The organism is Qipengyuania sp., assembly GCF_964227205.1.
In the GTDB taxonomy this organism is placed as follows: Bacteria; Pseudomonadota; Alphaproteobacteria; order Sphingomonadales; family Sphingomonadaceae; genus Qipengyuania.
On record NZ_CAXQVB010000002.1, the window covers coordinates 92,272 to 115,019 of the forward strand.

At 65.4% G+C, this 22,748-nt stretch carries 20 protein-coding genes; 12 read left to right on the forward strand and 8 right to left on the reverse strand.

The genetic code is table 11. The features are described 5' to 3' along the window. The first annotated feature begins 9 nt into the window (after window positions 1–9). Window positions 10–1,908 (forward strand): XrtA/PEP-CTERM system amidotransferase, encoded by a 1,899-nt coding sequence (locus ACEQZ0_RS02355; RefSeq protein WP_370188025.1) that lies wholly within the window; start codon window positions 10–12, stop codon window positions 1,906–1,908. Here ACEQZ0_RS02355 and ACEQZ0_RS02360 read toward each other — a convergent pair. The 4 genes from ACEQZ0_RS02360 to ACEQZ0_RS02375 form a co-directional block, all read right to left on the reverse strand. Then, window positions 1,905–2,603, reverse strand: a complete 699-nt coding sequence (locus ACEQZ0_RS02360) for a pirin family protein (RefSeq protein WP_370188028.1) — start codon at window positions 2,601–2,603, stop codon at window positions 1,905–1,907. The genes ACEQZ0_RS02355 and ACEQZ0_RS02360 overlap by 4 nt on opposite strands. Window positions 2,604–2,706: 103 nt before the next feature. Further along, complete coding sequence (zapE, locus tag ACEQZ0_RS02365) at window positions 2,707–3,819, reverse strand: cell division protein ZapE (protein WP_370188030.1); 1,113 nt, start codon at window positions 3,817–3,819, stop codon at window positions 2,707–2,709. Continuing rightward, a complete protein-coding gene (locus ACEQZ0_RS02370) occupies window positions 3,816–4,283 on the reverse strand; it encodes a PaaI family thioesterase (protein ID WP_370188032.1) in 468 nt (155 codons plus the stop codon). The genes zapE and ACEQZ0_RS02370 overlap by 4 nt, the downstream gene beginning before the upstream one ends. A 269-nt stretch (window positions 4,284–4,552) precedes the next feature. Further along, window positions 4,553–5,335 (reverse strand): succinate dehydrogenase iron-sulfur subunit, encoded by a 783-nt coding sequence (locus ACEQZ0_RS02375; RefSeq protein WP_370188034.1) that lies wholly within the window; start codon window positions 5,333–5,335, stop codon window positions 4,553–4,555. A gap of 222 nt (window positions 5,336–5,557) precedes the next feature. On the opposite strand from ACEQZ0_RS02375, the gene ACEQZ0_RS02380 reads away from it, so the two are divergent. Next, the gene (locus ACEQZ0_RS02380) at window positions 5,558–6,283 is read left to right on the forward strand and encodes an SDR family NAD(P)-dependent oxidoreductase (RefSeq protein WP_370188035.1); all 726 of its coding nucleotides are present in this window, start codon (window positions 5,558–5,560) and stop codon (window positions 6,281–6,283) included. On the opposite strand, the gene ACEQZ0_RS02385 is transcribed toward ACEQZ0_RS02380, so the two are convergent. After that, window positions 6,280–7,287, reverse strand: coding sequence for a phosphoribosylglycinamide synthetase (locus ACEQZ0_RS02385; RefSeq protein WP_370188037.1), 1,008 nt, complete (start codon window positions 7,285–7,287; stop codon window positions 6,280–6,282). The two genes, ACEQZ0_RS02380 and ACEQZ0_RS02385, sit on opposite strands and share 4 nt — an antisense overlap. 69 nt (window positions 7,288–7,356) lie before the next feature. Further along, window positions 7,357–8,373, reverse strand: a complete 1,017-nt coding sequence (locus tag ACEQZ0_RS02390) for a phosphoribosylglycinamide synthetase (RefSeq protein ID WP_370188039.1) — start codon at window positions 8,371–8,373, stop codon at window positions 7,357–7,359. Window positions 8,374–8,548: 175 nt separating this feature from the next. On the opposite strand from ACEQZ0_RS02390, the gene ACEQZ0_RS02395 reads away from it, so the two are divergent. Next, window positions 8,549–9,145 carry a class I SAM-dependent methyltransferase gene (locus ACEQZ0_RS02395; protein ID WP_370188041.1) on the forward strand — a complete coding sequence of 199 codons (597 nt, stop codon included), beginning with the start codon at window positions 8,549–8,551 and terminating at the stop codon, window positions 9,143–9,145. A 39-nt stretch (window positions 9,146–9,184) separates the two neighbouring features. Here ACEQZ0_RS02395 and ACEQZ0_RS02400 read toward each other — a convergent pair whose 3' ends face one another. Continuing rightward, window positions 9,185–11,866: a ribonuclease E/G gene (locus ACEQZ0_RS02400; protein WP_370188043.1), complete on the reverse strand. Its 2,682-nt coding sequence runs from the start codon at window positions 11,864–11,866 to the stop codon at window positions 9,185–9,187. 56 nt (window positions 11,867–11,922) lie between these two features. Here ACEQZ0_RS02400 and ACEQZ0_RS02405 point away from each other — a divergent pair, with 56 nt between their 5' ends. From ACEQZ0_RS02405 to ACEQZ0_RS02445, 9 genes are all read left to right on the forward strand, one after another. Next, window positions 11,923–12,186, forward strand: a complete 264-nt coding sequence (locus ACEQZ0_RS02405; RefSeq protein WP_370188045.1) for a hypothetical protein — start codon at window positions 11,923–11,925, stop codon at window positions 12,184–12,186. A gap of 131 nt (window positions 12,187–12,317) precedes the next feature. Next, entirely contained in the window at window positions 12,318–13,181 is an 864-nt protein-coding gene (locus ACEQZ0_RS02410; RefSeq protein WP_370188047.1) for an N-acetylmuramoyl-L-alanine amidase, read from the forward strand. A gap of 76 nt (window positions 13,182–13,257) precedes the next feature. Next, a complete protein-coding gene (locus ACEQZ0_RS02415; RefSeq protein ID WP_370188049.1) occupies window positions 13,258–15,756 on the forward strand; it encodes a penicillin-binding protein 1A in 2,499 nt (832 codons plus the stop codon). Window positions 15,757–15,799: 43 nt separating this feature from the next. Further along, the gene (locus ACEQZ0_RS02420) at window positions 15,800–16,342 is read left to right on the forward strand and encodes a peroxiredoxin (RefSeq protein WP_370188051.1); all 543 of its coding nucleotides are present in this window, start codon (window positions 15,800–15,802) and stop codon (window positions 16,340–16,342) included. Window positions 16,343–16,419: 77 nt separating this feature from the next. Continuing rightward, window positions 16,420–17,547, forward strand: a complete 1,128-nt coding sequence (gene prfB / locus ACEQZ0_RS02425; RefSeq protein ID WP_370188053.1) for a peptide chain release factor 2 — start codon at window positions 16,420–16,422, stop codon at window positions 17,545–17,547. 1 nt (window position 17,548) lies between these two features. Beyond that, window positions 17,549–18,583, forward strand: coding sequence for a hypothetical protein (locus ACEQZ0_RS02430; protein WP_370188055.1), 1,035 nt, complete (start codon window positions 17,549–17,551; stop codon window positions 18,581–18,583). Between the two features lie 19 nt (window positions 18,584–18,602). After that, window positions 18,603–19,430, forward strand: a complete 828-nt coding sequence (locus ACEQZ0_RS02435; protein ID WP_370188057.1) for a caspase domain-containing protein — start codon at window positions 18,603–18,605, stop codon at window positions 19,428–19,430. 20 nt (window positions 19,431–19,450) lie between these two features. Continuing rightward, the gene (locus ACEQZ0_RS02440) at window positions 19,451–20,194 is read left to right on the forward strand and encodes a class I SAM-dependent methyltransferase (protein ID WP_370188059.1); all 744 of its coding nucleotides are present in this window, start codon (window positions 19,451–19,453) and stop codon (window positions 20,192–20,194) included. Between the two features lie 4 nt (window positions 20,195–20,198). Continuing rightward, complete coding sequence (locus ACEQZ0_RS02445) at window positions 20,199–21,605, forward strand: NAD(P)H-dependent flavin oxidoreductase (protein WP_370188061.1); 1,407 nt, start codon at window positions 20,199–20,201, stop codon at window positions 21,603–21,605. Window positions 21,606–21,727: 122 nt separating this feature from the next. Here the strand turns inward: ACEQZ0_RS02445 and ACEQZ0_RS02450 are convergent, their stop codons facing one another. Continuing rightward, window positions 21,728–22,741, reverse strand: coding sequence for a 2-hydroxyacid dehydrogenase (locus tag ACEQZ0_RS02450; protein WP_370188063.1), 1,014 nt, complete (start codon window positions 22,739–22,741; stop codon window positions 21,728–21,730). Window positions 22,742–22,748: the final 7 nt, after the last annotated feature.

A 22,748-nucleotide genomic window follows, 5' to 3' on the forward strand; every position in this document is an offset into this window, starting at 1 on the left:
CGCTCGCCTATGTGCGGGATCGCGGGACTCTTCCATTACGAGACAGTGAAACCGGTCGATCCCCGGAGGGTCGAGCGGATGACCGATGCGCTGGCGCATCGCGGCCCCGACGGCAACGGCGTATGGACCGCGCCGGGCGTGGGGCTGGGGCACCGCCGCCTGTCGGTGATCGACGTCGAAGGATCGCCGCAGCCCATGCATTCGACGGACGGTCGCGCGGTGATCGCGTTCAATGGCGAGATTTACAATTACCGCCAGCTCCGCCGTGAGCTCGAGCAGGGCGGGGCGCAGTTCCGCACCGACGGCGACACCGAAACCATCCTCGCCGCATGGCAGAAGTGGGGTCCCGACTGCCTCTCGCGCCTCGACGGGATGTTCGTCTTCGCGCTCTACGATCTTGAACGGCGGCAGCTGTTCCTTGCGCGCGACCGGCTCGGCGTGAAACCACTCTACCTTGCGCGGATCGAGGGCGGGGCGCTCGCTTTCGCAAGCGAGTTGAAGGGCCTGCTCGCCCACCCGCTGATGCGTCGGCAGGTCGACCCCCTGGCGATCGAGGATTACATGACCTGGGGCTACGTTCCCGACCATCGCGCGATGCTCAAGGGGGTGGAGAAGCTGCCCGCAGGCCATTTCCTGCTGCTCGAGCACGGGCGCCAACCCGGGCCCCCGCAGCAGTGGTGGGACGTCAGTTTCGCCGAACGCGAGAGGGGGCGGGCCGAGGACCTCTCGGCGCAGCTGCTCCACCTGATGCGCGAAGGCGTAACCAGCCGGATGGTCGCCGACGTTCCGCTCGGCGCCTTTCTTTCGGGCGGCGTGGACAGTTCGTCGGTGGTCGCACTGATGAGCGAGGCAAGCGCCGCGCCGGTGACCAGTTGCTCGATCGGCTTCGACGTCGAGAGCGTCGATGAGACGCGCTATGCGCGGCAAGTGGCCGAGCTCTTCGGGACCGACCATCACGAGCGGATCGTCTCCGCCGACCAGTTCGGCGAGATCGACCGGATTGCGGGCATGTTCGACGAGCCCTTCGCCGATGCCAGCGCGCTGCCGACGCTGCGTGTGTGCGAGTTGGCACGCGAGCATGTCACGGTGGCGCTGTCGGGCGACGGCGCCGACGAGGCCTTTGCCGGCTATCGCCGCCAGCTGTTCCAGATGCGCGAGGAACAGGCGCGCTCGGTCCTTCCGCGCGCCCTGCGCCAGCCGCTGTTCGGCACGCTGGGGCAGATCTGGCCCAAGGCCGACTGGGCGCCGCGTCCCTTGCGCGCCAAGACGACCTTGCTGTCGCTCGCCGCGAGCGGCGAGGCGGGCTATGCCCGGGCGCTTGCCATCCTTGCGCCGGAACAGCGCGAGCCGCTCTATGGCGAGGCGCTGTTGCGCGAACGCGGGGCTTACCGGGCCGAGCAACCATTCGAGAAGCTGATGCGCGAGGCACCTGCGCGAAGCGGGCTCGACCGCGCGCAATATGCCGATCTCAAGTTCTGGTTGCCCGGCGACATACTCACCAAGACCGACCGAACGAGCATGGCGGTGGCGCTCGAGGCGCGCGAGCCGCTGCTCGACCACCGGCTGATCGAGTTCGCCGCGCGGCTGCCGCATCGCCAGCGTCTGCGCGGAACCACGGGCAAGTGGCTGGTGAAGCGTACGATGGAGCGCTACCTGCCCGAGGACATCCTATACCGCCGGAAGCAGGGTTTCGTGACCCCGCTCGCGCAGTGGTTCCGCGGGCCGTTGGCGGGCGAGGCGCGCGCGGTCGCGTCGAGCGAGCTGCTCACCGGCAGCGGATGGTTCGCCCGCAAGGCGCTCTCACGCCTCGCGGACGACCATATTGCAGGCCGTGCGGATCACGGCCGCGTGCTGTGGCAGCTGCTGATGCTCGAGCGATCGCTGCGGCACCTGCAGCCGAGCGCTTAGCGGGCGTCGACCAGGACGATCTCGGCGTCCTCGAGCGCCTCGACGACGATGGTGTCCTCGCCTGTCACGGCGATCCCGTCGCGCGGCTGCGCCTCGACCCCGTTTACCTTCACCCGCCCCTTGGGGGCGACGAGGTACTGATGGCGTTCGCCCGAGGTCGTCCAAGTGGCGCTCTGGCCCGCCGACAAAGTCGCAGCGGCGACCTTGGCATCGGTGCGGATCGGCAGCGCGTCGTCGGTTTCGGGCGTTCCGCTGGCGAGCACCTCGAAGCCACCTTCGCGGGTGGCCTTGGGGAACTCGCGCTGGCCCCAGTTCGGCTTCTCGCCCGCGCGATCGGGGATGATCCAGATCTGGAACAGCGTCGTGTCCTCGTCCTCGAGGTTGTACTCCGCATGCGTGATGCCCGTGCCCGCGCTCATCACCTGGACGTCGCCGGCGGCGGTACGGCCCTCGTTACCGAGGCTGTCGCGGTGGCTGATCGCGCCGGTGCGGACGAAGGTGACGATTTCCATGTCTCTGTGCGGGTGCGGCGGGAAGCCGGTCTGCGCCTGGATCGTGTCGTCGTTCCACACGCGGATGCTGCCCCAACCCATGCGGTCGGGATCGTGGTAATTGGCGAAGCTGAAATGGTGCCGCGCATCGAGCCAGCCGTGATTGGCATGTCCGAGCGAGGCGAAGGGGCGGATTTCGATCATCGTTCTTTCTCACATCGGCGGGGTGTTGACGCCGGTATGCGCCCGATGTGGGTGCGGCGGTGAAGCCGTCAAGAAACACCGGTGTGACTGCCCGGTGCCCCGCCTAGGCGAGGCCGTGACCCCGCGCCATGTAGTCGGCGCTCTGCATTTCCTTGAGGCGACTGACGGTGCGTTCGAACTCGAAGGCGCCGTCGCCTGCGGTGTAGAGGTTCTCGGGTTCTTCGGCTGCAGTGACGAACAGCTTGACGTTGTTCTCGTAGAGCGCGTCGACCAGCTTGGTGAAGCGGATCGCCTCGTTACGATTGTCCGGCGACATTGCGGGAATGCCGACCACGATCACCGTGTGATAGGCATGCGCGATGGCGAGATAGTCGGCTGCGCCACGGTTTTCGCCGCAGAGCCGCTTGAAGCTGAACACGCCCACGCCCTTGAGGCTCTTGGGCACGTGCAGCGTGCGACCGCCGCCGAGGTCGAGCTCGGCGCTCGGCACGTGTTCTGCATCCTCGGGCTTGTAGTCGGTCAGGCGGAAGAAGGCCTCGCGCACCTGCGCCGTCGCGGGATCGCCGAGCGGCGCGTGCCAGGTCTCCATGTCGCCCAGCCGATCGAGCCGGTAGTCGGTCGGCCCGTCGAGCGGGAGCACGTCGAGCTCGTCCTCGACGAGATCGATGAAGGGCAGGAAGAGCGAGCGGTTGAGGCCGTCCTTGTAGAGATCGCGCGGCGGGCGGTTGCTGGTGGTGACCACCGTCACCCCCTGGTCGCGGATCAGCGCGGTGAACAGCCGCGCCATGATCGCCGCATCGGCGGTGTTGGTGACCACCATCTCGTCGAAGGCGAGGCAGCGGATGTCGGTGGCGATGTCGCGCGCGACCTTGCCCGTGGGATCGCCCGGATCGCTTGTCCGGCGTTCGCGCATCCGGCGGTCGACCTCGAGCATGAATTCGTGAAAATGCGCCCGACGCTTCTCCGCGATGCCGAGCGTCTCGACGAAGAGGTCCATCAGCATCGACTTGCCGCGTCCGACGCCGCCCCACATGTAGACGCCTTGCGGCCGGGTCTTCTTTGCCTTGAACAGCTGCGAGAGCAGCCCTCCCGAACTTTCGGCCTCGAGGTCCTTTTGCAGCCGGTCGAGCCGCTCGGCGGCGCGGCGCTGGTCGGCATCGGCACGCAATTCGCCCGCGGCGACGAGCCGCTCGTAACGGGCGAGCATCCCGGTCATGGCTTGAGCCGGTGCTTCATCTTCTTGACGATGCCCGAGAAGCTGGCGACGGTGTGGTCTTCCTGCTCCACCGTCCCGCGCACGAACACCATGCTTCCGGTCTCGCGGACGATTTCGCACACGGCGTCGAGCGGGCGGTCGGGCTGTCCGGCGCCGACGAACTGGGTCGACAGTTCGACGGTTACCGAAGGCCCGGCATTGCCGCTGCCGATCGTGTGCATCGTCGTAAACAGGCTGATGTCGATCAGCGAAAGCGTGACCGCGCCGTGGACGATGCCCTGCAGGTTCTCGTGCCGCCGCTCGGGGAACATGCGCAGCCGCGCTTTCCCGTCATCGTCGACGCGCGTGATGAGCTTGCCCATCACCGCGCCGTTGAACAGGCTCTGGTCCTTCAGGTTCCAGTGCCGCCAGCCCGGATTGTCCGGGTCCGGCCCATGCTCGAATACGTCGTCGCGCAGCGCCACTAGACCCTGCCCCCCGGGGCCGGATACGTCGTGATTGCGCGGTGAAGCCCCGTGGAGAGGCGCGCCGCGCAGGGTGGGCTGGTTGCACCCTCAAGCGGTGCAACGCAGCCACGGGGCTTCACAGCGCAACCGCGCAGCGGCGGGCCGATTTTGGCCCAGCGCTGCGTTGCTCGTCGGTCACTATGTGGAGACATGGCTCCCTCCTCGCGCCTTTCGCTGAACCAAAATCGGCTCCGTCCCGGCATATTCGGCCCCGGAGGACAGGGTCCTTAGATGGCGCGTTCGGCGATCATCTTCTTGGTCTCGGCGATCGCCTTGGCCGGGCTGAGCCCCTTGGGGCAGACGTTCGCGCAGTTCATGATCGTGTGGCAGCGATAGAGACGGAACGGATCTTCGAGCTGGTCGAGCCGCTCGCCGGTCATCTCGTCGCGGCTGTCGGCGAGCCAGCGATAGGCCTGCAGCAGGATCGCCGGGCCGAGGAACTTGTCGCTGTTCCACCAATAGCTGGGGCAGGCGGTCGAGCAGCAGGCGCACAGGATGCACTCGTACAAGCCGTCGAGCTTCTCGCGCTGTTCGGGCGACTGCAGCCGTTCCTTGCCGCTCGGCGTGGTCGAGACGGTCTGCAGCCAGGGGCGGATGCTGGCATATTGCGCGTAGAAATGGGTGAAGTCGGGAACGAGGTCCTTGATCACGTCCATGCTCGGCAGCGGGGTGATGCGCACTTCGCCCTTGAGGTCCTCGATCGCAGTGGTGCAGGCGAGGCTGTTCTTGCCGTTGAGGTTCATCGAGCACGACCCGCAGATGCCTTCCCGGCACGAGCGGCGGAATGTCAGCGTCGGATCGATCTCGTTCTTGATCTTGAACAGTGCGTCGAGGACCATCGGGCCGCACTCGTCGAGGTCGATCTCGAAGGTGTCGTAGCGCGGATTCTCGCCGCTATCGGGGTCGTAGCGGTAGATCTTGAACTTGCGGATGCGCGCGCCGCCCTCTGCCTTGTGGGCACGGGTCTTGCCGGTGATCTTCGAATTCTTGGGAAGGGTGAAGGTCGCCATTACGCTGTCAGTCCTGTTGCTTAGCGCAACCCATCTAGCGGTTCACGCTGGCTGCGCAAGGCCGAGAATGCCGCATTTCCCGCAATGGTGATCCTACATCAGAGAAGACATGGACCGGGTGTTACACGGTCCAGGGCAAAAAGCCCTTCTTCCGCCAAAAGCCCGGCAAACCGGGCACATCGGGGGAACCGGGCCAAGCTGCCGGGGGTCTAGGACGGTACGATGGATGTAGGAAAGCCCTTTCGGCGTGCCGCGGTTTTTGGGGCCAGCGGAGGTATCGGCGGCGCGCTGGCGAGTTCGCTGGCCGACCGCGGCGTCGAGGTATGGGCGGGGAGCCGCTCGGGCGAGGCGTCCGACCAGCGATGCCGACACTTCCGCTTCGATCTTACCGACGAGAGCACGATCGCGGCTGTCGCGCAGGTGATGGCTGAAAACCCGCCCGATCTGGCGGTTGTGGCAAGCGGCGTGCTTACGCTGCCCGATGGCACGGGGCCCGAGCGCAGCTTTCGCCACCTCGATGTCGCCACAATGGAAGAGGTCTTCCGGCTCAATACCTTCGGACCCGCGCTGATCGCCAAGCACATGCTTCCGCTGCTGCCGCGCGACAGGCGCAGCGTTTTTGCCGTGCTCTCTGCGCGGGTCGGGTCGATCACCGACAACCGCCTTGGCGGGTGGCACAGCTATCGCGCGAGCAAGGCGGCGCTCAACATGTTGCTGCGAAATTTTACCATCGAACTGGCGCGCACGCATCCTCAGGCGGTGGTCGTCGGCTTGCACCCGGGCACGGTCGATACGGCGCTATCGCAGCCCTTCCAGGCCAACCTTCCCGAAGGCCAGCTGACCGCTCCGCAGGATGCGGCAGACAAGCTGCTGACAGTGATCGATCGGCTGACCCCGAGCGAGAGCGGCAAGGTCTTCGACTGGAAGGGCGAGGAAGTGCCTGCCTAGCCCATCAGGCCATGACGCCGGAGCGATTCGGCGAGGATCGTCTCGATCAGCTCTTCCTGCGTCCACCCCGCCATCGCGGCGGCGCGACCGAAGACCTTCTGCGACCAGAGATTGCAGTTGAGGTTGAGCTCGAGGAAGGTCACTTCGCCTGTCTCTTCGTTGACGCGGAATTCGAAGCGGCCGTAGTCGAAGGGGCGGTATTCGCCCCAAAGCCCGCGCGTCAATTCGGCGATGCGCACGCCCATTTCGGAATTCTCGAAGGGATCGAGCGAATATTTCTGGGTGCGGTCGACGAGGTCGCGCTTCTCGTAATAGGTCCGCAGGTGCGAGGGATCGGCCTGGCGGAAGATCAGCATCGGCAGAATCTGCGGGTCGCCGCCGATGGTTATGACCGGCACCTCGACATCGCTGCCTTCGATGAAGGGTTCGACCAGCGCATCGTGACCGAGGGCGTGGACGCTTTCGATCGCGGCGAGCACGCTGTCCCAGTCGGTCGCGTCGTTGACCCCCCAACTGGCCGAGGAATTGTTCGGCTTGACCACGAAGCGCGCGCCTTCCGGGCACAGCGCGGGGTCGACCGGTGCGCCGCGGCGATAGATCGCCCAAGGCGCGGTGGGCACGCCCGCGTCGCGTGCAGCCCGTTTCGCCAGATGCTTGTCGTCGGCCAGCCCGCGAATGATCGGACTGGCACCGAGATAGGGAATGCCCGCGCGTTCGCACAGCAGCGGGCAGAGCATTTCCGAGTTGAAGAAGCCGGCACGGTTGAGCAGCGGGAAGACGAAATCGACCTCGGGCTTCTCGAACAGCACCTCGAAGCGATCCTCGATCATGAGGTTGAGCCCGAGGCTATCGAGCACCTGGCGCATCTCGCGATGGTAGGAGGCATGGTTGCCGTCTTCGGGCGAGCCGGTGCCATCCCATAGCGCATTCTTGGCGATAAACAGGATGCGCAGCCGCTCCCTGGTCTCGGGATCGATTGTCAGCGGCGTGGCTATTCGGTTCATCAACATGGCGACCTGCGTGTTTTGTTGTCGTTTACTGCGTGCGTTGCGCAGTGCTGGGCTACGCGGTGGTTATTGCGCGACCAGTCCGTTGCGCCGCCAGCTTTCGGCAAGCAGCGTTTCGATCAGGTCGGCATGGCTGAAGCCTGCCTGCGCGGCTGCCTTGGCCATGACCTTTTCCGACCAAAGATTGCAGTTGAGATTGATCTCGATGAAATTGATGTCGCCGGTCTCGAGATCGAGCCGGAATTCGATGCGGCCGTAGTCGAACGGCACGAATTCCTGCGCGACCTTCTTCGCCATCGCTTCGATCCTGGGCGCGAGTTCGGGATCGTCGAACCGCTTGAGCGCCGCCTTTTCCTTGTTTTCGACGAGATCGCGCTTTTCGTAATAGGTCCACAGGCGCTGCGTGTCCTCGCGCTCGTACCATAGCATCGGCAGAGCGACGGGTTCGTCGTCGATGGTGATGAAAGCGCACTGGATGTCGTAGCCGTCGAGATAGGGTTCGACGATCGCATCGTGGCCTTCGGAATGAATACGCCAGACCGCATTGGCGACTTCGTTCCACTCGTGGGCATCGGTAATGCCCCAGCTGGCCGAGGAGGCGTTGGGTTTGACCACCCAGCGACCGGCATCCCTGGCGGGCAGGTTCGTTTCGAGCACCGGGGCCCCGCGGCGAAAGCAGAACCACGGTGCGGTGGGCACGCCGGCATGGTCGCAGACCAGTTTCGAAACCGACTTGTCGTCACCCAGTCCGCGCAGGAATGGCATGGCGCCGAGATAGGGAATGCCATGCTTGTTGCACAGGATCGGGATCAGCATCTCGCTGTTCACGAAACCGCCGCGGTTGAGGAGGGGGAAGACGAAGTCGACGTCGGGCTTGGAGTAGAGCACGTCGTACTGGTTGGCGAGCTGGAGGTTGAGGCCGAGGCCTTCCAGCGTCGTGCGGACTTCGTGATGGTAGATCGCGTGATTGCCGTCTTCGGGATGCATGCCGCCGCCGAACAGGGCGTGCTTGGCCATGAACAGCATGCGGATGCGCTGCTTGGCTGCTTCGGGGATGCGGAGCGGTGCGATGGATTTGGTCATGTCGGCCCGTTGAGCTGTTTGCGCGCCCCTTAGGCCCGCCATTGCGCCTCCACCAGAACTTTGTCACGTGGCGGTTTCCGCTTGCGCCGGGACGATTCCGCGATAGCCTCGGAATTGTCGCGCGATCGGAGGAGCTTGCGGGGTGGGAATGAGGGCCTGGTACGATCGACACATAATGCCGCGCTTGATCACCGTGGCTTGCGGGCAGGAAGGGATCGAGAAGCGCCGCAAGCAGGTTGTTCCACTGGCAACAGGGCGCGTCTTCGAACTGGGCTGCGGGGGCGGGCTCAACCAGGCGCTCTACGACCCCGCGCAGATCATTTCCTTTTCGGGCATCGATCCACACGAAAAGTTGCTCGACGGGGCGAGGGCGCGGGCGGAAGAAAAAGGTTGGCAGGCCGATATCCGCCAAGGCGTGGGCGAGGACATCCCCTTCGCCAGCGGCTCCTTCGACACGGTAGTCTGCACCTATACGCTCTGTTCGGTCGATGACCCGGGGGCGGTGCTCTCGGAGATGTGGCGCATCCTCGCGCCGGGCGGCAAGCTGCTGTTTCTCGAGCACGGACGGGCGCCCGATGCCGGTGTGGCGCGGTGGCAGGAGCGGGTCGAACCCGTCTGGAAGCCGCTCGCAGGCGGGTGCCATCTGACTCGCCCCATCGGTGCGTCGCTGCGCGGTGCCGGCTTTGCAGTCGAGCCGCTCGGGCATGCCTATCTCGAAAAGACGCCCAAGGTTCTGGGCTGGATGGAATGGGGCGTGGCGCGCAAGGCATGAGGGCCGGCGGGCAATTGCCGCGCCGACCCTCTGTTATGCTTATTCGTCGCCGAAGGTGCGCTGCCACCAGCCGCGCTTGGGCTTGGACGGTTCTTCGGGTTCGGCCTTGTCCTTCGGCGCAGGCTCCGGTGCCGCTTCCGAAGGAGCGTCGACTGTCGTCTCGGCGGGTCGCTCGGCTTCGGCCTTCTTCTTGCGCGGCGCGCGCTTCTTGGGCGCAGGCTTGGCGTCCGCATCCGCCTCGGTCGCTTCCGGAGTCTCGCTGGCAGCCTCGGCGACTGCTTTCTTCTTGCGCGGCGCGCGCTTCTTGGGCGCGGGCTTGGCTTCGTCCTCGACGTTCTCGGCCTTTGCCGGAGCCTCGGTGTCTGCCTTCTTCTTGCGCGGCGCGCGCTTCTTGGGCTTGGGCTTCTCTTCGGCTTCCGCATCGGCGGCAGCTTCGGCGGTCTCGGGCTCCCCTTCGGGCCCGGCCACCACTGCCATGTCTTCCTCGACGGCCTCGGAGATCGCCTCGAGATTCTCGGCGTCTTCCGCGGTCACCTCGTCCGACTTGCGCCCGCGACCGCGACCGCCCCTGCGGCGTCCACCGCGGCGACGGCGCTTCTTGGGACGATCGTCGCCGTCCTCGGCGTCGCTCGCTTCGTCGCTTTCGGCGCCATCGTCGGCGTCTTCGCCATCTTCGTCGGCATCGTCCTGATCGCCGTCCTCGCGCTGGCGAGACTTGTTGCGTCCGCGTCCACCGCGCCGGCGGCGGCGCTTCTTGCGCGGACGATCGTCGTCTTCGCCATCGTCCTCGTCGGCTTCCTCGATGATTTCTTCATCGTCCTCGTCGTCGACGATGGGATCGAAGCGCGGCGCATCCTTGGGACGCGGGCCGTGGCTCGAAACCGACATCTTGGCGCCTTCGTCCTCGCCCTCGGGGACGACTTCGACGGTGACGTGATAGCGCTGTTCGATCTCCATCAGATCGGCGCGCTTTTCGTTGAGCAGGTAGACCGCGGCTTCGGTGCTCGCGGCAAGGCGAATGGTCGAGCCCTTGCCCTTGGCGGCTTCGTCTTCGATCAGGCGCAGCGCCGAGAGGCCCGCGCTCGAAGCCGTGCGCACGAGGCCGGTGCCGTCGCAGTGCGGGCAGTCGCGCGTGGTCGCCTCAAGCACGCCCGTGCGCAACCGCTGGCGGCTCATTTCCATCAGGCCGAAGCTCGAGATGCGGCCGACCTGGATGCGCGCACGGTCGTTCTTGAGCGCTTCCTTCATCGCCTTCTCGACCTTGCGGGTGTTGGAGTGGTGCTCCTGGTCGATGAAGTCGATGACGACGAGCCCGGCCATGTCGCGCAGGCGCAATTGGCGGGCGATTTCGCGTGCTGCTTCCAGATTGGTGTGCAGCGCGGTCTGCTCGATATTGTGCTCCTTGGTGGAGCGGCCCGAGTTGATGTCGATCGAAACCAGCGCTTCGGTCGGGTTGATGACGAGGTAGCCGCCGCTCTTCAGCTGGACGACCGGATCGTACATCGCCTTGAGCTGGTCCTCCGCGCCATAGCGCTGGAACAGCGGGACGGGGTCCGAATACTGCTTCACCCGGCGCGCATGGCTGGGCATCAGCAGCTTCATGAATTCCTTGGCCGACTTGTAGCCGGGCTCGCCCTCGACGACGACTTCCTCGATCTCGCGATTGTAGATGTCGCGGATGGCGCGCTTGATCAGGTCGCTGTCCGAATGGATCAGAGCGGGCGCGGAAGAGGACAGCGTGCGTTCGCGGATCTCGTCCCACAGTCGGGCAAGATAGTCGAAATCGCGCTTGATCTCGGTCTTGGTGCGGCTGAGGCCTGCGGTGCGGACGATCAGGCCCATCGATTTTGGCAGGCTGAGGTCGGAGACCACCTGTTTCAAGCGCTTGCGGTCCGAGGCGCTCGAGATCTTGCGCGAGATGCCGCCGCCGTGGCTGCTGTTGGGCATCAGCACGGTGTAGCGTCCGGCTAGGCTGAGATAGGTGGTCAGCGCGGCGCCCTTGTTGCCGCGCTCTTCCTTGACGACCTGTACCAGCAGCACCTGGCGGCGCTGGATGACGTCCTGGATCTTGTAGCGGCGACGCAGCGCCATGCGCTTGGCGCGCGCTTCGTCGACTTCCTTGGCACGGGTGCGGCCACCCTTGCCCTGACGGCGCCCGCGACCACGACGATCCCGTCCGCGGCCCTTGGGCTTCTCTCCGGAATCGCTCTCGTCGTCGGATTCCTCCTCGTCATCTTCGTCCTCGTCGCCTTCGACATGGCCTTCCTCGATCGTCGCGACATCGTCCTTGTCGGAGGTGTCGACTTCCTCGAGGCCATCTTCGGCGAGGTCCTCGGCGAGCGCTTCGGCGCTTTCGTCCTCGGCATCGTATTCGTCGCCGGGCATCTCGCCGCGGTCTTCTTCCTCGTCGCGCAGACGGGCTTCTTCCTCGGCCGCCTCGGCCTCGGCGGCAAGCAGCGCTTCGCGGTCTTCCTTGGGAATCTGGTAGTAGTCGGGGTGGATTTCGCTGAAGGCGAGGAAGCCGTGGCGGTTGCCGCCGAAATCGACGAAAGCCGCCTGCAGCGACGGTTCGACCCGCGTAACCTTGGCTAGATAGATATTGCCCTTGATCTGCTTGTGATCGGCAGATTCGAAATCGAATTCCTCAATCCGGTTGCCCTTGAGCACCGCCACCCGGGTTTCTTCCTGGTGGCGCGCATCGATAAGCATGCGCGTTGCCATTGATAAATCTCCAGCCGCGTGCGTGCAGGGATGAGCCTGCCGGGCCGCGGCGTATCATGTTGGAAAATCCGCGGCCCGTCCTGGGCTTCGCGGTGTTTGCGAACCGGCCAACGCCTGCACATGCGACGGGCCGGGTATTCGTGACTGCGGGACTGGTCCTGCGCTGCGAGTGCGCTGTCCGGCCCGACGATGCGGCAATGGCGGAAGCCAGCGCTGCGCTTGTCGGGGAAAAACGGGCCATGTCCGGCATCAACCTGTATTGTCTTGGGTCGAAGCGGCTGCGCCGCTGCGTCCTGAAAATGAACGGTTTTTTCCGATGACCCTCTTCGTCGCGTCGATATCGCGCCGATCGGAGGCAGCGGGCAAACCGGTACCATGTCGCTAGCACCGTGGGTTTCGTACGGCAACCATATTGCGTCATTCGGTAACAAGGCCCTAACCACGCAGGGCAATGTCGATCCGGGCGCACCTCATGCTGCTGGTCCTGCTGCCGCTCGCGCTTGTCGCGATACTGGTGGTGACGGCGCAGCGCATTCCGGTGCCCACCCTCGGGCGCGCCTATGTCGTGCGTGTAACCTTGCCCGAGGCCGATGCTCCCGCCTCCCTGCCACAGGTCGCGGGGCGGGCGGGGCTGCCGCTGGTGGTGATCGACGCCGGTCATGGCGGGCACGACCCGGGGGCTTCGGGGCAGGGCTACCGCGAGAAGGCGATCGTTCTCGGACTGGCGCGCGCGCTGCGCGACGAGCTCGAGCGTGACGGCAAGGTCCGCGTGGCGCTGACGCGCGACGACGATCGCTATCTCGTCCATGCCGAACGCGTCGACATCGCCCGGCGCCTCAACGCCGATCTCTTCCTCTCGATCCATGCCGACAGCGCGGGCGACGCCGCACAGGTGACGGGGGCGAGTACCTATACCCTGTCGAACAAGGCGTCGAGCGAGGCGGCGGCGCGGTTCGCCGAGCGCGAAAATGCTTCGGACCGGCTCAACGGGATCGATATCGGCGGGCAGAGCGACGTCGTGAGCACCATTCTGGTGGAGCTGTCGCAGCGGCACACGCAGGAGCAATCCGCCGAGTTCGCACGGCTCATCCGGCGCGAGGGCGAAGGCACCATCCGCTTCCACCCGCAGGCGGAGCGCTCGGCCGCGCTCAAGGTGCTGCGCGCACCCGATGTCCCCTCGGTGCTGTTCGAAAGCGGCTACATCACCAACGAGGCCGAGGCGCAGCGGCTCGCCTCCCCCGAGGGACGAGCCCGCTTCGCCAAGGTCATGGCGCGCGCGATCAGGATCTATTTCGCGCGCCGGCAGGAGGGCTGAGAAGGACAAATCTCTCCTTCGCATTCTTCGTTCTGGCGAAGTGCAGAACGAGCGTGCTAGAGGCCCCAGCCACATCATGTCCGACCAGCCCGCCCTCGACTATTATCGCTACCGTATCAGCCGCGATCCCCGGCGGCTGATCGCCTGGTTCAACGACAATTGGGCGCATAGCCGCAGGCTGCGCGTGATATGTTACCTCGGCGGCATAGCGGTGATCATGCTGGTCCTCGCCTGGGCGACGCTGGGGCGCAACCTGCCCGATGCCGAATCATTGCTCGAATACGAAACCCCTCTGCCCACCGTCGTGCGCGGAATCGATGGCGAGATCGTCAACACCTATGCCCGCGAACGCCGGGTGCAGCTGCAATATGACGACTTCCCGGAGAAACTGATCGAGGCCTACCTCTCGGCCGAAGACAAGACCTTCTTCAGCCACGGCGGCGTCGACATTACCGGCACGCTGGGCGCGGTCATCGACTACGCGACCAAATTCGGTTCGGGCGAACGGGCGGTGGGCGGATCGACGATCACCCAGCAGGTCGCGAAGAACCTGCTGCTGGGCGACGAATATTCGGTCACCCGCAAGCTCAAGGAGATGATCCTCGCGACGCGGATCGAGAGCGTGCTGACCAAGCAGGAAATCCTCGAGCTCTATCTCAACGAGATTCCGCTGGGACGCCGCAGTTTCGGCGTCCAAGCGGCCGCGCGGGCCTATTTCGACAAGGATGTCGGCGATCTCGAGCTGCACGAGATGGCCTTCCTCGCGATCCTCCCCAAGGCTCCCGAACGCTATGGCCGCACGCGCTATCACGACATGGCGATCGCGCGGCGCAATTTCGTGCTCGACCAGATGGTCGCCAACGACTTCATTTCGGCCGAGGATGGCGCGGCCGCCAAGCGCATGGATCTGGGCCTCGTCCAGCAGCGTCGCGAACGCTCGGCCGATGCCGGCTATTTCCTCGAGGAAGTGCGTCGCCAGCTGATCGACAAGTTCGGCGAGACCGCCGAAGACGGGCGGAACAGCGTCTATTCGGGCGGCCTATGGGTGCGCACCTCGCTCGATACCGAACTACAGGATGCGGCCCGCGATGCGCTCCGGGCGCAGTTGATCAGCTATCATGGCAACCGCGGCTTCACCAAGCCGATCGCCACGCTCAACCCCGACAATGGCAGCCTGACGTCGCAGCTCGCTTCGTCGAACATTTCGATCAACTACAAGGACTGGCGTGTCGGCGTGATCACCGGCCCGGGGCGCATCGGTTTCAGCGATGGCGAGGAATATCCGCTTTCGGGCGGTCCCGCGACGCTCAAGCCGGGCGATGTCGTCGCGGCGGCCCGATCAGGCAATGGCTATGCCATCCGCGGGGTGCCCGAAGTCTCGGGTGCGTTTCTCGCCGAAGCGCCGCAAACCGGGCGCATCCTTGCAATGCAGGGCGGGTTCGACAGCCGCCTCGGCAGTTTCAACCGCGCCACGCAGGCCCTGCGCCAGCCGGGTTCTACGATCAAGCCGTTCGTCTACGCCTCGGCGCTCGACCAGGGGATGACCCCGGCGACGCAGGTCCCCGACCAGACCTTCTGTGTCTGGCAGGGCGCCAATCTGGGCGAGAAATGCTTCCGCAACTTCGGCGGTGGCGGGGGCGGCGTACACACTATGCGCTGGGGGCTTGAGCAGAGCCGCAACCTGATGACCGTCCATATCGCCGACGACACCGGTATGGATAATGTTATCAAGACCTTCGAGCGCGTGGGCATCGGCAAATACGATCCCTACTATTCCTTCGCTCTCGGCGCCGGCGAGACCACCGTGGCACGAATGGTCAACGCCTATGCGGCGCTCGCCAACTGGGGCCGCCAGAACGCCGGATCGGTGATCGATTACGTCCAGGATCGCGACGGCAAGGTGATCTTCCGAACCGACAAGCGCGATTGTTCGAGCTGCAACATGCCCGAATGGGATGGCCAGCCGATGCCCCGCTTCGACATATCGGGCAAGCAGGTGCTCGACCCGCGTACGGCTTTTCAGATCGTCCACATGCTCCAGGGGGTGGTGACCCGCGGGACCGCGGTGCGGCTGCGCAGCCTCGACCTGCCGCTGTTCGGCAAGACCGGCACCACCAACGGTCCCACCAACGCCTGGTTCGTCGGTGGCTCGCCCGATATCGTCGCGGGCATGTATGTCGGATTCGACCAGCCGCGCAATCTGGGTGGCTGGGTGCAGGGCGGCAATACGGCGGCCACGATCATGAAGCGTTTCATCGAAGCGACGCCGGAACGCTGGCAGGCCGAGGATTTCGTCGCCCCGCCTGGCATTCGCATGGTCAAGATCGACCGCCGCAGCGGCAAGCGCGTTTTCGACGGAACACCTTCGGACGAGCCGACTGCGGCGATCATCTGGGAGGCCTTCAAGCCCGACACCGAGCCGCCGCGGGCAACGCGATCGGACGCCATTGCCGCCAAGCGCAACGAAATCCTCGAGCTGATCCGGCGTGGCCGCCAGGGGGCGCAGGAAGCCCGCGCGCGGGATCGCGGCGACCAGCCCGATGATTTCGTCGAGGAGCAGGGCGGAATCTACTGATCGGCGCTTGGCAGACGTGCACGCAGGGTTCATGATGCGGGGTATGAAAATGTTCCGCACCATGCTGGCGGCCGCTGCGCTCGGCCTTGTCGCAACGCCCGTCCTGGCCGCACTCGCCACCGGCGAAAAGGCTCCGAAGTTTACCGCAGTGGGGGCGCTTGCGGGCAAGCCTATCCGCGTCGATCTGGCCACCTCGCTCAAGAAGGGGCCGGTGGTGCTCTACTTCTTCCCTGCGGCATTCACCTCGGGTTGCAATGTCGAGGCGCAGGCCTTCGCTGCGGCGATCGAGGATTTCCGCGCCGCAGGCGCTACGGTCATCGGCATGACCGGCGGCAACACCAACCAGCTACGCGAGTTTTCGGCCAAGCATTGCGCCGGCCAGTTCCCGGTCGCCTCCGCCTCGCCCGAGCTGATCGCGCAATACGACGTCTCGCTCGGCCTCAAGGACGAGAAGGCCGGGTGGAGCAATCGCACCACCTATGTGATCGATACCGACGGGACCGTGGCTTTCGTTCATTCGGACCTCAAGCCCAACGAGCATATCACCCGCAGCCTCGCCGCGGTGCGCTCGCTCGCGCGCAAGTAAGCACACCGTCGCATCTTTCCCGCGCCGCGCGTCTGCGCTAGGCGGCGCGCCCGCGTACCTTTTTCCAGGAGAGTTCCATGCGTGCCGAAGGGCAGGCCCAAATCGACCGTATCGAAGCCGCCTTGGCGCTGGTCCGGCAGTCGCTCGACTGGGAGCGTGCCCTGCGCCGGCTCGACGAACTCGAGGCCAGGGTGCAGGACCCCACGCTGTGGGACGATCCCAAGCAGGCGCAGGCGATCACGCAGGAACACAAGCGTCTCGAGACCGCGATCAACACCGTGCGCGAAATCGAGAGCGAGATGGCCGATGCAGTCGAGTTCGTCGAAATGGGCGAGGCCGAGGGCGATGCCGAGGTCGAGCGCGAGGGCCTCGACACGCTAGCACGGCTCGCCGAGCGGGCCGATCGCGACAAGGTCCAGGCGCTGCTGTCGGGCGAGGCCGACAGTTACGACACCTATCTCCAGATCAATGCGGGCGCGGGTGGCACCGAGAGCCAGGACTGGGCCGACATGCTGCTGCGCATGTATACCCGCTGGGCCGAGCGGCGCGGGTTCAAGGTCGAGACGGTCGAATATGCCGCGGGCGACCAGGCCGGGATCAAGAGCGCGACGCTGCTCATCAAGGGCGAGAACGCTTATGGCTATGCCAAGACGGAAAGCGGCGTGCACCGCCTGGTCCGCATCAGCCCTTACGACAGCTCGGCACGGCGCCACACCAGCTTCAGCTCGGTCTGGGTCTATCCGGTGATCGACGACGATATCGACATCGAGATCAATCCGTCAGACCTCAAGATCGACACCTACCGCGCTTCGGGCGCGGGCGGGCAGCACGTCAACACCACCGACTCGGCGGTGCGTATCACCCACCAGCCGACCGGGATCGTCGTCGCCAGCCAGAACGATCGCAGCCAGCACAAGAACCGCGCCACCGCGATGAACATGCTCAAGGCGCGCCTGTTCGAACGCGAGATGGCCGAGCGCGAGGCCGCCGCTTCGGGCGAGTATCAGGAAAAGAGCGACATCGGATGGGGCCACCAGATCCGCAGCTACGTCCTCCAGCCCTACCAGATGGTCAAGGATTTGCGCACCGGCGTGACCTCGCCTACACCCGACGATGTGCTCGACGGCGCGCTCGATCCGTTCATTTCGGCGGCGCTCGCCCAGCGCGTGACCGGCGAAACCGTCGAGGTGGAGGATACCGAATAGGATGAGGACACACACTGCCCTGGCCAGCCTCGCGGTTCTGGCCGCGGCAGTTGCCACGCCCGCCCATGCCGATGTCGTGATCGGTCCGCGCGTGTCCTATTATTTCGACAATTCGAATCTGCGGACCTCGGGGATCGACTCGGATCTCGAGGAAGGCGTGGTGCTCCAGCCGGAGGACGCGGCCGTGCTGCGGGCCGCCTTCGATCAAGAGCCGGAATTTGCAACCCGCCCGGAATCCGAAGGATTGCGCGCCGATCAGATCGGCTACACGATGGTCGGCGCAATGATCAATTTCGGCAATGATCGAGACCGGTTCACGCTGACCGCGATGTACGGGAGCGGGGAAGGCGATATCGAGCAGTCCGCGGCGTTCTCGCGGTCGCTGACGCTGGGGGATGTCCAGTTGGTCGATATCGTCAATTTCACCGCGCAAGCGGTGAACAAGAGCGACCGGCTGGATCTCGAATTGACATGGCAGCGACGCGAGAGCGAGAGCGTCGCCTTCCTCGCGGGCGTACGGTACGAGCGGCTCGACAGCAGCTACGAGGGCTCCCTGCGAATCGTGCAGGGGAACTCCATTCCGACGCTGATCGCCCAGGCGGAGGCCATCGTCGCGGGTGATCCGATACCACCTGGCCTTCCGGCCCTTCCGGCGATTGAAGCAAGCGTCTTACAGGAGGGCGTAATCCAGACCTACAGCGCCCGTGCCGGAGCTACCGCTTTCGTGCCGTTCAGCGAGGGCGGGGTGGCCTTCTTCAACGGCATGCTGCAGGCGAGCTATCGGCCAGACTTCGATGTGCTGACCGTGATCGACGATCCCGTCGGCGCATTCAGCGGTTCCGACAAAAGTCCCGAGCAAGGCGAATTCAGTATCGGTCCCGATTTCGCGGTCGGGGCGCAGTTCATTCTGTCGCAAAACCTAGCGCTCGACTTGCGTTATCGCGCGGTGCTGTTCTTCCCGCTTTCGGGAGCCGCGAGCTTCAGCGATGCGCGGGTCAATCACGGGGTCAATCTGGGGCTGTCGCTGCGGCTTTGACCCTGCCGGGAGAGAAACGATGCTGGCTGTCCTGCGCCTTTTCCTGATTGCCATCGCCGCGCTCGCGATGACCGCTCCGGCGCAGGCGGAGGTGAAGGCCCTGCTGTTCGCGAGCGACTATGTCGCTTCGCAGGACAAGCGGCTGCAACTTGCCAATCCGGTCACCGATGCGCGGATGATCGCTGCGGCCTTGCGGCGCACGACGGTCGACGAGGTCGAACTAGTCGAGGAGCCCGATGCCGCCCGCTGGGAGGCGGCCTTCGAGAACTTCACCGCATCGCTCAGTGGCGACGATATCGCCTTGGTCTACTTCGCCGGACACGGCTTCCAGATCGACGGTGGCAATTATCTCTTGGCGGCCGACGGGCGATCGCTGATCGGGCTCGATGCCATGCTGCGGAGATTGACAGAGAAGGCGCGGGGGGTGGTCTTCGTGGTCGATGCCTGCCGTAACAATCCGCTGCTCGATGCCGACAGTTCGACCGCGCTGGAAATCGTCGAGATCGAGGGGAACATGCGCGCGCTGGAGACGGTCACACTCGACGACATCGTCTTCTCGAACAAGGGGCTGGCCCAGGTCGGAAGCCTGCGCGGCCTGTCGGCGGTGGTGTTCTTCTCGACCGAGCCGGGAAATGTCGCCGAGGATGGCGAATCGGCGGGCAAGGGCAGTCCCTTCGCGATCGAATTCGCGCGCGAGATCCGCCGCAGACAGTCGCTCGACGAGACCTTCCGCAAGACTGCGGTTGCGGTAAACCAGCGTACGGGGGGACGCCAGTCGCCGTGGCGGCAGGGCGATCTCCCCTTCGATGTGTTCATCGGCGGTATGCGGGCATTGCCGATCCCCTAACCTCACGGCATAGGCGCTGCATGACTCGGTTTGCTGCCATCGGCCTGATTGCTCTCGCATTGGGCGCCTGCGACGCTGCAGAGCGGAGCGACCGCTTTCCCGAGCCCGACCGGCCGGTGTCGGAAGCCGGGTCGAACCAGTTCTCGACCGAGGATCAGCGCGACAGCCGGGGCGAGGCGCAAACGGTGATGGACCTTGCCCAGCTCGAACCGGGCATGACGGTGGCCGATATCGGCGCGGGCAATGGTTATTACACCGTGCGCCTCGCCGAGCGCGTGGGCGCGCAGGGCCGCGTGCTGGCGCAGGATATCGATCGTGACGCTCTCAGCCGCCTGGCCCGTCGGATCGAGCGCCAGCGGCTCGAGAACGTCTCGATCCGCTTGGGCGAACCGGCCGATCCGCGGCTCCCCGCGAACAGTTTCGACCGCATCTTCATGGTCCACATGTACCACGAGATCGCGCAGCCCTACGAATTCCTCTGGCGCATGTGGCCCTCGTTGCGCGAGGGCGGCCAGGTGGTGGTCGTCGACATCGACCGGCCGACCGACCAGCACGGCATCGACCCGCTGCTGCTGAGCTGCGAATTCGAGGCGGTCGGCTACGAGCTGGTCGAATTCAAGGATGCCCCCCAGCTGGCGGGGTACTATGCACAGTTCAAGGCAGCCGCTACGAGGCCGGCTCCCGGAGAGATAGAGCGCTGCCGCGGCGACCGTGCCGCCCTGCGCGATGGGGGGCCCCGCCCCGCGACAAGAGAGAAAGCATGAGCATATGAGTTTCAAGGGTCTCGAGCCGATTACCTATGGCGGCAAGGAAGTCTGGCCGCTGGTCGAGGGCGGCAAGGGCGTGTCGGCCACCAATCATATGAGCTCGGGGGCCTGGGCCGCCGCTGGCGGTATCGGCACGGTCAGCGCGGTCAATGCCGACAGCTACGACGAGGACGGCAACCCTATCCCGCAGGTCTATCCGCAGGCGACGCGTGTCGAACGCTTCGAACAGTTGGTGCGCTACGGCATCGAAGGCGGTACCGAACAGGTCAAGCGCGCGCACGACATCGCCGGCGGCAAGGGCGCGATCAACATCAACGTGCTGTGGGAAATGGGCGGCGCGCAGCAGGTGCTCGAGGGTATCCTCGAAAACTGCCCCGGCCTCGTCACCGGCGTCACCTGCGGCGCGGGCATGCCCTACAAGCTCGCCGAGATCGCGGCCAGGCACAATGTCCACTACCTGCCGATCGTCAGTTCGGCGCGCGCCTTCCGGGCCTTGTGGAAGCGCAGCTATTCGAAGGTTCCGCACCTGATGGCGGCGGTGGTCTATGAAGACCCCTGGCTCGCCGGCGGCCACAATGGCCTCTCCAATGCCGAGGATCCGACGAAGCCCGAGGATCCCTATCCCCGCGTCAAGGCGCTGCGCGATACAATGCGTGCGGAAGGCGTCTCGGAAGACACCGCCATCGTCATGGCCGGCGGCGTGTGGTTCCTGCGCGAGTGGAACGACTGGATCGACAATCCCGAGCTCGGCAAGATCATGTTCCAATTCGGCACCCGCCCCCTGCTGACACAGGAAAGCCCGATCCCGCAGGTGTGGAAGGACATGCTGCGGACGGTCGAGCCAGGCGACGTGCTGCTGCACAAGTTCAGCCCCACCGGCTTCTATTCCAGCGCGGTGAAGACGCCGTTCCTCTATGACCTGATGCATCGTAGCGAGCGCCAGATCCCGATCTTCAAGCGCGACGAGGAAGAGGGCACCATCCCGCTTGCCGATCACGGCAAGGCGAAATATTTCTACGTTCACCCCGGCGACCAGCGCAAGGCGCAGTCGTGGATGCACGAAGGCTTCACCGAGGCGCTCAAGACCCCCGACGACACGGTGGTCTTCACCACGCCCGAGAGCGCCGAGCAGATCCGCGCCGACCAGCAGGGCTGCATGGGCTGCCTGTCGCACTGCCAGTTCTCGAGCTGGAAGGATCACGACAACCACACCACCGGGCGGCTCGCCGATCCGCGCAGCTTCTGCATTCAGAAGACCCTGCAGGACATCGCCCACGGCGGCGACCCGGACGAAAACCTCGCCTTCGCCGGCCACGCGGCCTACCGTTTCAAGCAGGACCCGTTCTATTCGAACAACTTCACCCCGACGGTGAAGGAACTGGTCGAGCGCATCCTGACGGGCGATTGAGGCTTCTCGCCGACCGGTGAAACGCGTCACCCCGGCCTACGGGCCGGGGTGGGAACCTCTTTTGGCGAGGCTCTAGCGCAATGGCACTGGCCCCGGATCAGATCGGGGCCGGCGAATGCGGCCTACAAGCCCGTCAGCACCTGATCGGGCGGGCGGTGCCCATCGGCCCACATGCGGATATTGGCGATGACCTTGAGCCCGCTTTCCTCGCGGCCTTCGCGCGTCGCGCTGCCGATGTGGGGAAGGGTCATGACGTTGGGATGGCGGATCAGGCGTTCGTCCACATTCGGCTCGTCGGGATAGACGTCGAGCCCCGCGCCCGCCAGCGTGCCGCCTTCCAGCGCCGCGATCAGCGCCTCCTGATCGACGAGATCGCCGCGCGCTGTGTTGATGAGGCTCGCGCCCTCCTTCATCAGCCCGATCCGGCGCGCGTCGATCATGTGATGCGTGTCGGGCCCGGCGGGGCAGTGGAGCGTGAGGATATCGGCCTCGGCCATCAGCGCATCGAGGCTGTCGACCCAGCGCGCGTGGAACATGCGCTCGACCGCCTCGGGCAGGCGCTTGCGGTTGTGATAGGCGATCTCAAGCCCGAAGGCGCGCGCGCGGTGCGCCACGGCCTGGCCGATCCGGCCCATACCGACGATGCCGAGTACCTTGCCGGCGAGCTTGGTGCCGAGCAGTGCGGTCGGGGTCCACCCGGTCCACTTGCCACGACGGATGAGCTCGACGCCTTCGCGGATGCGGCGGGGCACGCCGATGATCCCGGCCATGGCGAGGTCGGCGGTGTCGTCGGTGAAGACTCCGGGTGTATTGGTGACGAGAATGTGCCGCGCTGCGGCGGCCCCGAGGTCGATATGCTCGGTGCCCGCGCCGAAATTGGCGATCAGGCCGAGATCCTCGCCGGCCTCGGCGATCATCGCGGCATCGATCCGGTCGGTCACGGTCGGGACGAGCACATCGTATTCCCGCATGGCCGCGACCAATTGCTCGCGCGTCAGCGGCACATCCCCGGCATTGAGCTGCACCTCGAACAATTCGCCCATGCGCTCTTCGACGCTGTGCATCAGATGCCGCGTCACGAAGACGCGGGGCTTGCGATCGAGGCGTTTGGCGGGGCGGGCGTCGGTGCTGTCCATGTGCTGC

Excerpts from the sequence above, each read along its gene's own strand:
- ACEQZ0_RS02360 (WP_370188028.1), bottom strand. The coding sequence starts at position 2,603 with ATGATCGAAATCCGCCCCTTCGCCTCGCTCGGACATGCCAATCACGGC.
- ACEQZ0_RS02435 (WP_370188057.1), top strand. The coding sequence starts at position 18,603 with ATGCTGGCTGTCCTGCGCCTTTTCCTGATTGCCATCGCCGCGCTCGCG.
- ACEQZ0_RS02440 (WP_370188059.1), top strand. The coding sequence starts at position 19,451 with ATGACTCGGTTTGCTGCCATCGGCCTGATTGCTCTCGCATTGGGCGCC.
- prfB (WP_370188053.1), top strand. The coding sequence starts at position 16,420 with ATGCGTGCCGAAGGGCAGGCCCAAATCGACCGTATCGAAGCCGCCTTG.
- ACEQZ0_RS02430 (WP_370188055.1), top strand. The coding sequence starts at position 17,549 with ATGAGGACACACACTGCCCTGGCCAGCCTCGCGGTTCTGGCCGCGGCA.
- ACEQZ0_RS02390 (WP_370188039.1), bottom strand. The coding sequence starts at position 8,373 with ATGACCAAATCCATCGCACCGCTCCGCATCCCCGAAGCAGCCAAGCAG.
- ACEQZ0_RS02375 (WP_370188034.1), bottom strand. The coding sequence starts at position 5,335 with ATGGCGACCTTCACCCTTCCCAAGAATTCGAAGATCACCGGCAAGACC.
- ACEQZ0_RS02450 (WP_370188063.1), bottom strand. The coding sequence starts at position 22,741 with ATGGACAGCACCGACGCCCGCCCCGCCAAACGCCTCGATCGCAAGCCC.
- ACEQZ0_RS02385 (WP_370188037.1), bottom strand. The coding sequence starts at position 7,287 with ATGAACCGAATAGCCACGCCGCTGACAATCGATCCCGAGACCAGGGAG.
- ACEQZ0_RS02445 (WP_370188061.1), top strand. The coding sequence starts at position 20,199 with ATGAGTTTCAAGGGTCTCGAGCCGATTACCTATGGCGGCAAGGAAGTC.
- ACEQZ0_RS02395 (WP_370188041.1), top strand. The coding sequence starts at position 8,549 with ATGCCGCGCTTGATCACCGTGGCTTGCGGGCAGGAAGGGATCGAGAAG.
- ACEQZ0_RS02405 (WP_370188045.1), top strand. The coding sequence starts at position 11,923 with ATGTTGGAAAATCCGCGGCCCGTCCTGGGCTTCGCGGTGTTTGCGAAC.
- ACEQZ0_RS02410 (WP_370188047.1), top strand. The coding sequence starts at position 12,318 with ATGTCGATCCGGGCGCACCTCATGCTGCTGGTCCTGCTGCCGCTCGCG.
- zapE (WP_370188030.1), bottom strand. The coding sequence starts at position 3,819 with ATGACCGGGATGCTCGCCCGTTACGAGCGGCTCGTCGCCGCGGGCGAA.
- ACEQZ0_RS02420 (WP_370188051.1), top strand. The coding sequence starts at position 15,800 with ATGAAAATGTTCCGCACCATGCTGGCGGCCGCTGCGCTCGGCCTTGTC.
- ACEQZ0_RS02415 (WP_370188049.1), top strand. The coding sequence starts at position 13,258 with ATGTCCGACCAGCCCGCCCTCGACTATTATCGCTACCGTATCAGCCGC.
- ACEQZ0_RS02380 (WP_370188035.1), top strand. The coding sequence starts at position 5,558 with ATGGATGTAGGAAAGCCCTTTCGGCGTGCCGCGGTTTTTGGGGCCAGC.
- ACEQZ0_RS02400 (WP_370188043.1), bottom strand. The coding sequence starts at position 11,866 with ATGGCAACGCGCATGCTTATCGATGCGCGCCACCAGGAAGAAACCCGG.
- ACEQZ0_RS02355 (WP_370188025.1), top strand. The coding sequence starts at position 10 with ATGTGCGGGATCGCGGGACTCTTCCATTACGAGACAGTGAAACCGGTC.